At 72.8% G+C, this 14,171-nt stretch carries 8 protein-coding genes; 1 reads left to right on the top strand and 7 read right to left on the bottom strand.

Annotated features, from left to right (window positions below; genetic code table 11):
* Positions 1 to 55: 55 nt before the first annotated feature.
* The 7 genes from AB0M79_RS25590 to AB0M79_RS25560 all read right to left on the bottom strand — a co-directional run bounded on the left by AB0M79_RS25590 (position 56) and on the right by AB0M79_RS25560 (position 11,591).
* A complete protein-coding gene (locus tag AB0M79_RS25590; protein WP_364218100.1) occupies positions 56 to 2,161 on the bottom strand; it encodes a transglutaminaseTgpA domain-containing protein in 2,106 nt (701 codons plus the stop codon).
* Positions 2,158 to 3,345: a DUF58 domain-containing protein gene (locus tag AB0M79_RS25585; RefSeq protein ID WP_364218098.1), complete on the bottom strand. Its 1,188-nt coding sequence runs from the start codon at positions 3,343 to 3,345 to the stop codon at positions 2,158 to 2,160. The genes AB0M79_RS25590 and AB0M79_RS25585 overlap by 4 nt, the downstream gene beginning before the upstream one ends.
* A complete protein-coding gene (locus AB0M79_RS25580) occupies positions 3,342 to 4,352 on the bottom strand; it encodes a MoxR family ATPase (protein ID WP_364218096.1) in 1,011 nt (336 codons plus the stop codon). Before AB0M79_RS25580 ends, AB0M79_RS25585 begins: the two co-directional genes overlap by 4 nt.
* A gap of 35 nt (positions 4,353 to 4,387) precedes the next feature.
* Positions 4,388 to 5,941: a serine/threonine-protein kinase gene (locus AB0M79_RS25575; protein WP_364218094.1), complete on the bottom strand. Its 1,554-nt coding sequence runs from the start codon at positions 5,939 to 5,941 to the stop codon at positions 4,388 to 4,390.
* Positions 5,942 to 6,060: 119 nt separating this feature from the next.
* On the bottom strand, positions 6,061 to 10,503 hold the full coding sequence (locus AB0M79_RS25570) for an FtsK/SpoIIIE domain-containing protein (RefSeq protein ID WP_364218092.1): 4,443 nt from the start codon (positions 10,501 to 10,503) through the stop codon (positions 6,061 to 6,063).
* A 40-nt stretch (positions 10,504 to 10,543) separates the two neighbouring features.
* Entirely contained in the window at positions 10,544 to 10,807 is a 264-nt protein-coding gene (locus AB0M79_RS25565) for a WXG100 family type VII secretion target (protein WP_364218090.1), read from the bottom strand.
* 109 nt (positions 10,808 to 10,916) lie between these two features.
* The gene (locus AB0M79_RS25560) at positions 10,917 to 11,591 is read right to left on the bottom strand and encodes a hypothetical protein (protein WP_364218088.1); all 675 of its coding nucleotides are present in this window, start codon (positions 11,589 to 11,591) and stop codon (positions 10,917 to 10,919) included.
* A 149-nt stretch (positions 11,592 to 11,740) separates the two neighbouring features.
* On the opposite strand from AB0M79_RS25560, the gene AB0M79_RS25555 reads away from it, so the two are divergent.
* Positions 11,741 to 14,170 carry a PASTA domain-containing protein gene (locus AB0M79_RS25555; RefSeq protein WP_364218086.1) on the top strand — a complete coding sequence of 810 codons (2,430 nt, stop codon included), beginning with the start codon at positions 11,741 to 11,743 and terminating at the stop codon, positions 14,168 to 14,170.
* The last annotated feature ends 1 nt before the right edge of the window (position 14,171 follow it).

Below are 14,171 nucleotides of genomic sequence, written 5' to 3'. Positions count from 1 at the left end.
ACAGCGGTCGCAGGAGTTCGTTCGGTATCGGCCCTGGCCGGACCGGCACCGGCGATCACCGCCGTGGTCGTGGCGGTGTCAGCACAGCGAGCAGACGTCGCCACCGGGGCAGTGCCCGGAAGACCTGTCGACGGTTCGTGTCGGCGAGCCGCCAGGCGCGCTCGGCGGCACCGTCCGGCACGTTCCCCGGGCCGTGGACCACCCGGTCGACCAGGTGGCCCAGTTCCCGGATCGGCTCCCGCGCGCCAGGGAAACGTCTCCCGGCGCTGGCGGCCACCTCACCGGTCGTCATCGCGGGCCCCATCCGCAGCCCGCTTTCGGCATACCGGTCCAGGGTGTCCCACCACGCCCCGAGAACCCGGCCGCGCGGATCAGGCGCCCGGCGCCGGCGGGCCCGAACCGCCGTCTTCAGGGCCGGGCCGGTGGCACCCAACAGAAGGCCGGCAAGGGGCACGCCCAGCAGATAGAGCCAGCCCGGAGCCGCGTCCCCGCTACCGACCGGCCCGCTCGCCGCAGGACCCGGTCCGGTCGTGGCACCGGGCGCCGGCCGCGTCGGGGCAGGCTGCTCCGGCTCAGCCGCCGGCTCCGCCTCGGGCTGTCTCTCCCGCTCCGCGTTCCCCTGCCCAGGCGTGGGGTAGAACGGCACCCAACCGGCTACGGAGAATCGGACCTCGACCCACGCGTCCACATCGCTACCGGTGATCCGGTAGCGGCCGGCGACCGGGGTCTGGTCGGGCCGGAACCCGACCACCACCCGGGCGTCGTACCCGAGCGACCGGGCCAGCACCGCGAACGCCGAGGCATACTGCTCCGCCGTCCCCCGCTTGTCTTGAAACAGCCGCTCGATCTGGAACAAGCCGTGCCCTGCGGGTGGCCGGGCCGAGGTGTCGGCGATGAAGCCACCGGTCCGGGTGAAGTGCTCGGTCATCCGGCGCAGCGCGAGATACCCGGAGCTGTCGCCGACCATGCCGGTGGCCCGCTCGGTCAGGCTCACCGGGAGGTCACCCGGAGGCCGTCGGACCGGCAGGTCGGTCGACAGAGTCTCCGGATCGGGTCGGTTCACCACGCTGCGCGCGGTGTACTCCCCCGGTACCGGACGGTCGTCAGGCAGAACGACGTCGCCGGTCGCCCGGTCCACCCCGAGGCCGCTGACCGACACCTCGAGCGGTCGCCCGGTCGTCAGCAGCCAGCCGAGGGTACCGGGCTCCTCGACCCGGACCCTGTCCTCGATGACCTCGACCGGTCCGGCGGGCGTCACCTCCGGCAAGCGGCCGCTGGCCCGCCAGTAGGTGGCGGTGCTGGTCCAGTAGGTGCCGTCGAAGCTGTCCAGCGTCGCGTAGCGGAGTCGTTGCGGCGGTTCGTCGGCCGCGACGCTGAGCCGCATCGGTAGCTTTCCGCTACGCAGTGCCGGAAATCGGGACAGCGGGCTGGTGTCCTCCCGGGGCCGTACCGGTTGGGTCACCAGGTCCCGCGCGTCGACCGGAGGTGGATCGCCGGCGGCGGACAGCAGCGCCGGACCGAGTTGGCTGCCGGCGACACCGGCCGCCAGCACGGTCACGAGTGCGGCCGCGGTCAGCGGCCACGGCGCTCGGTGCCGGCCGTCGCCACCCGGTCGGGGCCGCGCCCGCCCGGTGTCCAGCGCCAGAACCAGGAGGTACGGCAGCACCACGGCGAGCGCCAGCCACTTCGGGGCTCCGGCGGCGGTGCCGAGGGCGAGTCCGGCCGTCGTCACGAGCAGAGGAACGGGCAGCGCCCAGGCGACCGCGGCACCACGCAGCACCGGTTCGACGGCACCGAGCGCGGCCAGCCCCGCCAGCAGCGCGACCGTGGCGAGTTCGGGACCGGACGGGTCGATCGGTGGCACCGAGGTGAGCAACCGGTACGGACCGTCGACGATCCGTGTCGGCGTGACCAGTACGAGGTAGCCGGCCAGGAGCGCCAGCCCGACCGTCAGGCGGGTCACCGGTACGAGCCGGGTGGCCGCCGCGAGCACGACGCAGGTCACGGCCGTCACCAGCGCGGCACCGGTCACCGGTAGCAGGTATCCGAGGTCGGCCAGCGCCTCGGTCGGGGTGCGGCCGAAGACCGCCGCGAACGCGATGACCGGCGGCAACACCAGCGTCGTCGCGAGCAGCGCTCGGATCGTCCGGGCCGATGTCATCGGCGACCGCCGGAAAGCTGGTTGAAGGCACCAACGGCGGTTCCGGCGTCGGTCGCACGGAGCACGGCCAGCCCGGCGCGGCCGGTGGTGGCAGCACCTTCCGGTACGGCACCGAGCTGCGCGATGACCACCCTGGCGTACCGGCGCCGCTCGGCGCTCAGCCGGGTCACGACGGTCTGGTCCGGCCCGGTGATCGCGATCAGGCTGCCGCCGGCCGGTGCGCGGCGCAGCAGTCGGAGCAGGGCGCCGGCGTCCCCGCGATCGGTACGGCGGAGGGCGGCCAACCGATCCAGCTGGCCAGGCCCGCGGGACAGTTCACCGGGCTCCTCCCCGGGCGCCAGCAGTGTGACGGACTGGCCGATCCGGGTAGTGGCCACCAGCAACGACGCGGCCAACTCGACCGCTTCCTCGAACCGTGGCTCGTCGAATACGTCGGGCCTGGTGTCGATCAGGATGGTGGCGGTCGGTTCGCTGGTGTCGACCCGGTCCTGGACGACGAGCGTGCCGATCCGCGCGGTGGAGCGCCAGTGGATCTGCCGGGGATCGTCACCGACCCGGTACTCGCGCAAGGAGGCGAACGCCGTGGAACCGCGTTGGGCGTTCTCGCTGAGCTGGCCCTCGAAATCGAGTGCGATACCGACCGGCAGCGGCCGGACCGGGCGGACCCTCGGGTGCACCCAGAGCTTGGCCGGAGCGGCCAGCCGGGACCGGTGCATGGCCAGTCCCAGCGGATCGCGCCGCTCGACGTGCAGCGGTCCCAGCTGGAACACCCCACGGCGCGGTGTGGGCACCGGGTAGGTCACCCGGCCCGATCCGCCACGCGGCAGGGCCGGTACGGCGATCCGCAGCGAATCGCCGTCGATCATGTCGACGACCTCGAACCCGGCGGTGGCCAGCCGGCCGACGTTGCGGATCTCCACCTGGCCGGTCGCGCCGGCGTGGACGGTGACCCGGTCGGGGGTCACCGTACGGTGCACCTCGACGCGGACCGGCAGCCGTACCAGGAGGGCCGCGACGGCTACCACGGCGAGAAGCGCGGCGCCGACGCCGACCAGCGTCGGATAGCCGGTGGCCACTCCGGCGGCGAGGAGCGCGGCGGCGCCGATCCCGGTGGCCAGCCCGTTACCGGTCAGGCCGAGCAATTCGGCGGGCCGCCTGCGAAGCCGCCGGTCGGCTCGGCTCACCGGACGGCCGCGGCAAACGGAACGGACACCGTGCCGAGTACGTCACGCAGCACATCGGCCGTACGAACTCCCTGCATGTCGGCCTCGGACCCGAGCACGAGCCGGTGTCCGAGAACCGCTTCGGCGACCGTCTTCACGTCGTCGGGTACGACGTATCCGCGGCCTTCCCCGGCCGCCCAGGATTGCGCCGCCCGGACCAGCGCCAGGCTGCCACGCGGACTCGCGCCGAGCCGTAGCCGGGCGTCGTTGCGGGTGGCCTCGGCGATCCGCGCCACGTACTCGGCGACGGCGTCGGTGACGTGTACACGGCTGACGTACTCGATCATCCAGCGCACCTGCTCGACGGTGGCGACCGGGGAGAGCACCGGTGCCACCCCGTTGCGGGCCCGGGCGACCAGGATGTCGCGTTCGGCCGCCACGTCCGGATAGCCGACCGCGATCCGCAGCAGGAACCGGTCGAGTTGGGCCTCCGGCAGCCGGTAGGTGCCCTCCAGGTCGATCGGGTTCTGAGTGGCGACGACGAGGAACGGCACGGGTACCGGGTAGCTGCGCCCGTCGACGGTCACCTGCCGTTCCTCCATGACCTCCAGCAACGCCGACTGGGTCTTCGGTGAGGCGCGGTTGATCTCGTCGGCGAGCACCAGGTGGGCGAAGGCGGGTCCGGGCCGGAACTCGAACACCCCGGAACGCTGGTCGAACACGTTGGTCCCGGTGATGTCGGACGGCAGCAGGTCGGGGGTGAACTGGATACGGTTCCAGCTCGCGTCGATCGAGGCGGCGAGCGCCTTGGCGAGGCTGGTCTTGCCGACGCCGGGTACGTCCTCGACCAGCAGGTGACCACCAGCGAAGAAGCAGGTCAGCGCGAGACGCACCGCCTCGGGTTTGCCGGCCAGCGCCTGCGCGACGTTGCTCCGGACCGCCTCGTACCGGTCGGTGAAGTATGCGGACGGGTCCGAGCCCGCGCCGGCCCGCCCGCCGTCGACGGCCTCAAGTTGGCTGCTGGTCATCAGGGGGTTCCTCACTTCGAAACGTGATCGGACGATCAGCCGTCAGCGGTCAGACAGCTCGGCTTCGGGGCGGGTGGCAACGGCTGTGTCGACTCGACCAGCGCCGCCACCTGGAAGCAGTACTCGGTTCGGTGGTCGATCCCGTGCAACACGTACGGCGATCCGGAGCCGGAAGCGACCTCGGCGACCTTGGACCCGTCGCGCAGGATCACGTACCTGACGAAGCCGTCGAGGTGGGTGGCGTCGCTGAACTCCAACCGGACAGTGCCGCGCCGCGGGCTGGTCGCGGTGACCGGCAGCAGGACGAACTGGGGTGGCGGGGGGCCGCTCGGCGTGGCCGCCAGGGTGCCGACCGGTCCGGGATCCGGTCGGCCCACCCACCACCCGCCCCCGGTCGCGACCAGGAGCAGCGCGGCCAGGGCCAGCACCGGTTTCCGCCAGCCCCGGCGTCGGACCGGTGCCGGCGGTGGCGGGTCGGGTAGCAGTACGGTCGCCCCGGTCGTCGGCAGTTGCGCGTCCACCGGCGCCCCGCCGACGCTTTCGCCGGTCTCCGGGCCGGTAGCCGGCCCGGTGGTGGCTCCGGGCACGTCAGCACGAGCGGGGTCGGGCCGGACCACCGGATCGGCCGTCTGGACGGGCTGTCCCGCCGGCGGGCCGGCCGGCCGTGGTGGGGGTGCGTCGGCGGGCAGCCCGCTCTCGGAATGTCTGAGCTGGTCGAGGTGGGCGGCGAAGGCGTCGGCGGTTGGCCGCCGGTCCGGATTCTTGTCCAGGCAGGCGTTGATCAGTTGCCAGAGTGGCTCGGCGACGCCCGCCAGCCGGGCCGGCTCTGACACGATGTGCGCCGCCAACGGATCCGGGGAGCCCGCGTATGGATGCCGCCCGCCCAGCAGCTCGTAGGCGACCAGGCCGAGCGCGTAGATGTCGACCGGCGGGCCGTGCGGACGACCGGTCGAGGCCTCCGGCGCGACGTAGTGCGGCGTGCCGACCACCTCGGAGACCCGGGTCAGCTGCAGGCCGTCGGCGAACTTGGCGACGCCGAAGTCGACCAGCTGGATCCACGGCTCGCCGCCGCGCCAGGTGACCAGGATGTTCTCCGGTTTGACGTCGCGGTGGGTCACGCCGGCGGCGTGCACCGCGCCCAGCGCGGCCGCCAATTGGGACAGTACCGAGAGTGCCCGGTCGGTGGACAGCGGCTGGCGCCTCATGACCTGGCGCAGGTTCTGCCCGGTTACCAGTTCCATGACGATGGCCAGCGTGTTCCGTTCCGCCACCATGTCGTACAGCCGCACCAGGTGCGGATGGTCCAGTTCGAGCAGCACCTCTCGCTCGCGCAGGAACCGGTGCAGGACGGCCCGGTCACCGGCACGACCCGCGTGCAACTCCTTGATCGCGACCGGCTCGTTGTCCTCACGTCGCCGGCCACGCCAGACGGCTCCGCTGGCGCCCGTCCCGATGAGCTCTTCCTTGAGATAGCCGCGCCCCAACTGCATCGGCGGCGCGGGGCCGATGGCCGCCTCCGGCGGCGCCGGGACACGATGCGTCGGCGGCGAGGTCGGCAGCTCCGCCGGGCCGCTTTCCGGAGTACTCATTGTCTCCACAATGGGCGATGGGACGGTGAGCGGTGGGACGATGCCGGGCTCCGCGTGCGGCACGCGGCCGGGTTCCAGTGTCGTCGTACCATAGCCGCTGCGGGCCCCTGCCGGGTTCCTCATCCTGCCGGCACCGCTTCCGCCACGGGCACCTGCACCGGCATGGTCCGTCCCGGCACCACCAGCAACCCCCGCCCCGGTGGCCAGCCGCCGTCGATGGACCTCGGCAGTCGGAGTTCGAAGACCTCGCCGTCCCCGGACGACGGGTTGAGCAGCAGGCCGGCGCGGTTGCGGCACAACAGGCCCAACCAGCCGCCGTGGCGGCTGCGATGGAGATCCTCGATGGCGACCGCCGCGACCAGGTGGTCACCCTCGTCGCGTCCCCGACGGGCCAGTTCCTCCAACTCCCTGGCCATACCCGAAGTGGCGAGCAGTTCGGCGTCGTCGACCACGACCACCACCGGCGCCGACGAATCGGCCCGCAGACTCCGCAGGGTGCCAGGCGGCTCGTCGCCGGTGAGCAGCGCGGCCGCGCCGAGCTGGGTGGCGGCCAAATACAGCGGTGAGCGACGGGGGCAGACCAGCACGAGGGTCGGCGCCGCCGTACCCGACCCGGTCCCGTCGGCGGACGCGGATGGCCCGCCGCCGAGCGAGCTGACGAGGGCCAGCAACGCGCCGGTGCGGCCGGACCGGGACGGCCCGGCGACCAGGAAGCCGTGTCCGAGCTCCACCAGATCCAGGTCGACCGGGGCGAGGTGGTTGCCGCCCACACCGACGGTGATCGTGGTCGGCCGGGCTCGGACCGGTTCCGTCCGCAGTGCGGTGGCCTGGGCGACGGTGATGGTGTCCGGCAACGGATCCACCCGCGCCGGCAGCGCGTGTGCCTCGATGCCGGTCGCCCTGTGCCGTGCCTCGGCGGCCAGCCGGTCGACCGCGGCCGCCTGCGCCGTGCCGTCGGGGTCGGCGTCGAGCAGGGCGACCTGTACGTCGACGTGTCCCGGCAGCACGATCGCCCGGCCGGGCGGCAGGTGCGCCGGCACCTGCCGCGGGTTCAGGCCGTAGGCGGCCAGCGCGTCCCGGTCCGGGTGGGCGAGCACGATCCGGGTGGCCACCGCACCGGCGAGGCGGTGGGTGAACCCGGACCGGTCGGTCGCCAGCACCGCGACCACGCCGACCGCCGGCCCCCGGCGCAGGAGGCCGTCCAGCAGGTCGACCAACCGCCCGCCGTCCCGGTCCACGTACCGCGCCACGAAGGATTCGTACCTGTCGAGCAGCAGCACCAGGTAGGGCAACGCCTCTCCGGCGGCGGCGGACCGCTGCTCGGCGAGCGACCCGAAGCTGTCCGCGGCGAGCACCCGTTGCCGGCGGTCGATCTCGGCGGCCAGGAAGGCCAGCACCCGCTCGGTGCGGTCGGTCTCGGCACCGGTGACGTACGCCCCGCAGTGCGGAAGTCCGGCGAGCTGCGCGAGTGCCTGGTTGCCCTGGTCGAGGACGTAGAGGTGGACGTCGGCGGGCCCGCTGCGGGTGGCCAGCCCGGTGGCGAGCACGCGCAGCGCAGTGGACCGTCCACTGCGGGCCATCCCGGCGACCAGCACCGGCCCGGTCCGAGCCAGATCGAGCACGTACGGCTCCTGGACCTGTCGCCGGGGATGGTCGGCGAGCCCGATCGCGACGGCCACCGGCGAGTCCGGGCCGGTCGGGTCCGGGGCGGGGAGTTGGTCGGCGACGAGCAGTTCCGGCAGCGGCGGCAGCCACGGGCTCGGCGGCGTGGCCACCCCGACCCGCCGGGCCGCCTGCCGGATCGCGGCCACCAGCACGGTGAGGTCGGTCTCGTCGGCAGCACCGTCGTCCGACGGTTGCCCGTCCGACGCGGGCCGGAGCCGGCCGAGTTCGCCGACGGTCCGCGGTGACACGGTCACGACCGCCGGGTCGGCGGTGCCCGCCCTCTCCCGCGGCCAGCCGATCCGGGCGGCCTGGAGCAGCGTCAGGTCGGTGTGTCCGGCCCGTAGGTAGGCCCGGCCGGGTTGATGGCGTGAGAGCCGGGCGGCATCCGGCACATCGATCACGTCACCGCTGTCGCCGGCGCTGGTGACCCGTAGACAGATCCGCAGGTTCAGGTTGGCCCGGAGCTCGGCGTTGACCACACCGGCCGGTCGCTGGGTGGCCAGCACCACGTGTACGCCGAGACTGCGTCCCCGCATGCCGATGCCGACCACGCCGGTGACGAACTCGGGTACCTCTTCGACCAACGAGGCGAACTCGTCGATCACGATGACCAGTCGGGGCAGCCCAGCACCGGTCGACCAGTACTCCTCGATGTCCTTGGCCCCGGCGTCGGCGAGCAACGCCTCGCGCCGGCGCAGCTCCGCGCCGAGCGATTCCAGGGCCCTCGACACCAGGTGACCGTCCAGGTCCGTGATCATGCCGACGCAGTGCGGCAGCTGGCGGCATTCCGCGAACGCGCTGCCGCCCTTGTAGTCGACCAGCATCAGGGACAGGGCGTCCGGCGCGTTGCCCAGTGCCAGCCCGACGACCAGGGTCTGCAGCAACTCCGACTTGCCCGCGCCACTGGTTCCGGCGACCAGCGCGTGCGGCCCGTCCCGCCGCAGGTCGACGGTCACCGGTCCGTCGGGACCGACGCCCAGAAGCACCTCGGTGGTCCGTCCGCCGGTCGCCCAGCGGCGTTCCACCGCCTCCGGACCGGGATCGCGGCCGAGTCCGGCCAGCTCGAGCAGACGTACGGTGTCGGGTAGTCCACCCCCCGCACCCCAGTGGCCACCGAGCACCCGCAGCGGCGCCAGCGCGTGGGCGAGTTCCGTCGCATGTGCGACGGACAGCCGGTCCAGCAACACCGATTCGGTGACCGGCAGACCGGGACGCCGCAACCGGGCGCGGGTGCCCGAGGTGCTCGTGACGACGACGGTGGCCGCGCACTCGGCGGGCAGGTTCGTCTCGTCCGCGTCCAGGCACACGGCGTAGACGCCGCCGTCCGGCCCCTCGGTCAGCAGTTCGGCGAGCCCGGGCAGGCCACGTAGCCGCCGGGCGCCGTCGGCGACGACCACCAGCCGGCGGCCGACGACAGGCTCGCTCCGCAACGTCGCCTGCCGTTCCGCCTGCCGCTCGTCGACGACGCGCCGCAGTTCGGCGAGTCGGGCCCGGACCTGTTCGGCGTCGGTGGCGACCATGCGGCGGCAGGCCAGTTCCGCGGTGTGCGGCAGGGTGTGCGGCAACCAGGTGACCCATTCCCACTCGGCGGCTTCCGCCTGCCCGGTCAGCACGACCAGCCCCACGTCGTGCGGAGCGTGCAGGGCGGCCAGGTGCGCCAACAGTGCCCGTACGGTCGCCAGGAGCGGTTCCCGGGGGCCGGCCAGCCCCAACACCCCCACGGCCGCCAGATCGACTGCGGCCGGCGCGTGGTCGACCAGGGGCGGTACGACCGGGTCGTCCTCCTCCGGAGAACCGGTTGACCGGCCCTCCTGTCCGGCGAGGACGGCGTCCACCGGCCGCGGGGCGAGACCGACCCGGATCCGCAGGAAGTCCTCGTCCGAAGGGCGGCGTTCGAAGAGACGGCGGGTCGGCCGGCCGGCGATCCGCAGCAGCCGCCCCGGGTCGGGCAGCGCCTCCCGCCAGCTCCGCCCCTGCTCCTGGGCAAGGGCGTCGAGCCGGTCGGTCAGCTCCGTGCGTTGCCGTTCGTACTCCCGCAGCGCGGCGCGGTGCTCCTTGCCACCGTTACGCCGGTCGGACAGCACGTTGGCGAGCACCAGGACCGGCGACAGCGCAAGGAAGATCAGAAAGTAACCCGCCGTCGGGTAGACCACGTACATGACGCCCGCGAGCAGTAGCGGTACCAGCATCATCAGCAGCGGGAAACGTACCCGGCGGGGTCGCTCCGGCCGGCGCGGCACGGTCAACCGGACCGCCGCCGGCCGGAACGAGATGCGCGGCGGACGGTTGTACCGCACGACCTCGCCGTCCGCTGCCACATCGACAGGTGCGTCCGACGGCGTCGCCGCCCGTACCGCGAGCACCGTCTCCCCGACCGCGAACGTGTCGCCGGGCCGGACGACCACGGGCGCGACGAGGCGGACGCCCCGCCAGGCCGTCCCGTTACGCGAACCGGTGTCGCTCAACTCACCGGCTCCCTCCTCGTCGGCCCGCAGGCGCGCGTGGGTCCGGCTGACCTCCGGATCGCTCAGCACCAGGTCGGCTTCGGCGCCACGACCGATGAGCAGGGTGCCGTCGCCCGGTATCGGGACGGAGGCGATCTCGGCCCGGCCGCCCACCACCGCCAACTCCCGGTCGCCGGGCACGGTGCCCGTGCCGACCGGGGCGGCGCTCTCCCCGGAGAGGCTGAGCCGTACCCCGGTCGGCAGGGCGAGCTCCGCCAGCGGGGTCTGCCCGGGTACCGGCTCGCCGGCCACCCACAGCCCCGTCGGCGATGCCGCCGCACCCCCCTGTTCGGCGAGGGCCCGGGCGAGGTCGTGTGCCGTGGCCCGTGAGCCGGCCCGCACCGTCAGCGCCTTCTCCCCGCCGGGTACGGCAAGGCGTAGCTCCCGTTCCATGTCGGTCCGCGCCTTCGCCCCACGCTCCCTCAGTCGACGCTCAGCCGCCGACCTGCTCCAGCGCCTCGGTACGCCGGCGTACCTCCTGGGCCGCGTCCTCCAGGGCCGCGGAGAGCCGCATCAGCGCCGGCTCGTACTCGCTCTGCCAGGCCGCCCGGAAGCGGTCCGCGGCACCGCCGCGCCAGTACGTGTTGTCCAGCTCGGTGCGCAGTTCGCGGAGCAGGGTGTCCACAGTGGCGCTCTGACGCCGGAAGTTGCCGTTCAGCGAGTGCAGTTGGGTGATCTCGCCGCCGATGACGGACATCGCATCTCCTTCGTTGGTCGGTGTCGGATCCGACGCTAGGAGCGGTACGGCGAGCCAGCCATCGGCAGGGTTCCCCAACTGTCTCGGCCCACCCGCCGGCGGTCCCGGCTCACCGGGGCAGCAGGGCCAGGTCCTCGCGGGTCACCAGACCACGACCGATCGCGTACTCGGCCAGGTTCGCCAGCGCGAACGAGCCGTGCAGGTTCGGTACGCCGGCCGCGTCCAGCCGGGTCCGGAGGTATTCGATCCGCTTCCGGAGCGTCGATTCCGGCCAGCCCAGCCGTTTGGCGGCGGCGCCGTACGACTGGGGGTGCGGGTCGTATCTCGGTGGCTCGCGCAGGTAGCCGGCGAACAACGCCACCATCGCCAGGCGGTCGGCGTCTTTGATCAGTACGTCGGCGCCGATCGCGGTCGCGACCTCGGCGGCGGCCGGTCGCGCCGTCGCGTCCGTCTCTTCGGCGCGCTCGGCGGCCGCCGGCAGCAGTCGTAGCAGATGCTGCCCACGGGCGCCGTCCACGAGCACCATGGTCGGCGTCTCCACCGCGACCCGTCGGGCCGGGGGCAGCACCTGACGGAAGCCGACATCGTCCACGACAGACAGGGTGCGGGTGTCGGACGAGTTCGTCAGCCACCACACGCCGTTCTGCCGGTGGACGGTCCCGGCCGTGCGGGAGATGCTGACGTCGTCCGGGTCCAGGAGGATGCCGCTGTTTCGGGACCGGCCGAACGTCACCCGCTCGTCGCCCACCAGTTCACGCACCTCACCCACGTATTCGATGCGCATCAATGTCGTCGATCGCCTTTCCTCGGGCGATGGGAAGCCCTCCCCAACGCGGAACTCACCGCCAGGAGGCATCATCCCCTATTCTCGGACACCGCTGGCCGCCCCGTCGCCGTGCCCGTACCCGGCTCGTCCGTCCACGGAGGAATGTGATGCCCGGATCCAGAAACCCGTCCTGGCCCGCCCGGCTCCGTCGACGGATGCCCACCGCGCGGGCCACGTTGACCGGCACCCGGGTCAACCGGGTGGCCCTCGGTCTGGTGGCCGTCCTCGCCGTGACCGCCGTCGGCTTCGGCACCGGCTACCGGTCCTCGGAGGCCGCGCTCGGCGACGGCAGCACCTACCTGCAAAAGGGCGAACGGGTCATGCGGGTCAACGCCGACAACCAGGACGCCGACGCGATCACCGCCAAGAAGTTGGCGACCGGCAAGGAGCGACTGGAGATCGTCCAGGTCGACGCCGGCTCGGTCTTCGTGGTCAACAACGACACCGGTGTGGTCACCCGGCTGCCCACCCGCACCCTCGACCCCGAGACGGTGGACAACCGGCCTGAGTCCAAGGGGCACCTGTCGGTGGTGACCGGCGGTGGTGCCACCTACCTGGTCGACGGGCAGCGGGGCACCGTCGACGGCCTGGAGGCGACGACGGGGCAACGGGTCCCGGTGCCGACACCGGTCAGGGTCACCCAGGCGGTGGTGGATTCCCGGGGTACGGCCTGGGGCTACGCCCAGGAGTCCGGGGAACTGATCGAGATGCCCAAGGGCGGGGCCGCCGACAGGCAACACGTCGCCGGCAGGGGCGAGCCGGCCATGCTGACCCTGGTCGCGGACGCACCTGTGCTCTACCGCCCGGATTCCGGCGAGGTCGGGATGTACGGCGGGGACGGGTTGCTCCACAAACGTGACCTGGCCGCCCGGCACGGCCGGGTGAGCGCCCCCGGAGCCCGCCCACTGGCCATCGTGCTGCCCGCCACCGGGGAGCTGGTGATCACCGACCTCGACGGGGAACGGGGCGAGGACCGCCGGGTCAGCCTGCCCGACGACCGGGCCGGTAACCGGTTCGGCGCTCCCGTCGTCCACCACGAGCGGATCTACGTGCCGGACTACAGCACCCGGCAGGTCATCGTCGTCGAGCACCGCGGCCTTCGGATCGAATCGGTCGTGACGGTGCCGGGCAAGTCCGACGAGTTCCAGGTCACCGTCCGCGACAACCGGGTGTGGATCAACGACCCGCACGACACCAGCATCGTGATCACGTTCACCGCGGACGGCAGGCAGACCGAGATCGACGTTTCCACCGACCCCGGCGACAAGCCCCGCGGAACGCCCACCGTCGCCCCGACCAGCACCCCACGGCAGTCGCCGCAGCCGACCACCGCACCCCGGCGGACACCGCCGGCGAAGCCGACGATCACGGTGCCGAACCTGGTCGGCACCGACCGTACCGCGGCATGCGCGCGACTCATGCCGGAACTGCGCTGCGTTCCGGTGGCCCAGAACGACGGAGCCGGCGAAACCGACCAGGTGCTGCGCACCGATCCGCCGGCCGGTTCCCGGGTCGCCCACGGCAGCGCGGTCACCGTCGTCTACCGGGGTGAGGCCACCGTGCCGTCGGTGCAGGGCCTGCCGGCCGACCAGGCCTGCCGGGCGCTGGCGCAGGCGCACCTCACCTGTGTCGATCAGCCCGCCGGACTGGCCGTGGATGGCAACGCCGTACGGCTGGTGACCGGCCAGGACCCGGCGGCCGGGCAACCGGCGAACACCGGTACCCGGGTCACCATCACCTATCCGGTCCAGATCGCGGTGCCGAACTTCGAGAGCCAGCCGTACAACGTGGCCTGCCCGGTCGGCCTGACCTGTGTCCCGACGCCGATCGGCCCCGGCTCCCCGACGTACACGGTGATCGACCAGCATCCGCTGCCGGGTGCCGGGCTGGACCCGAACGGGACCGTCACGCTGCGGTACCGCACGAACTCGGCGGTCCCGGACGTCCACAACATGCCGCCGGACCAGGCCTGCCAGGTGTTGCAGAGTGCGGGCCTGGCCTGCAACCGGGTCGAGGGAGCCGCGACGCTCGCGGTCAACCAGGTGATCACCCAGGACCCCCAGCCCGGCACCGAACTGGCGCCCGGCAGCCCGGTGAACATCGTCTACGAGTCGACCGGTCCGACGGTCCTCCATCGCTTCAAGGCACCCCATCCGCGACAGACCAACCTCCTGTCCATCAGCCCCGACGTGCCACCGGGCTGGAGCTCCCAGTCCTCCCCCGGCCGGGTCTACCAATCGACCCAGGTGGCCGAGGTGCCCGGGCTGATCCAGATCTACCAGTTCCAGTGCGTCAACGGATGCCGCGAACCGAACTACTACCTTTCCGCCGATCCCAACACCCCGGCGAACTACGCCCCGGGTGGGCCGGCCTTCTCCTGCTTCGCCGACCAGCCCCACGGCACCCTGCCATTGCACGCCTTGCACCATCGGGAGACCGGTGTCTGGGTCTGGGCCCGGGAATACACCAACGAGTGGACAGTCTTCACCGCGAGAGGCTTCCAGCCGATGGCACGGCTCTGTCACATCTGGCCCTGAC

Origin of the sequence: Polymorphospora sp. NPDC051019 (assembly GCF_040683055.1) — a bacterium.
Taxonomy (GTDB): domain Bacteria; phylum Actinomycetota; class Actinomycetes; order Mycobacteriales; family Micromonosporaceae; genus Polymorphospora; species Polymorphospora lycopeni.
The sequence above is the reverse complement of the archived record's forward strand: the minus strand, read 5'-3'. Positions and strand labels throughout refer to the sequence as shown.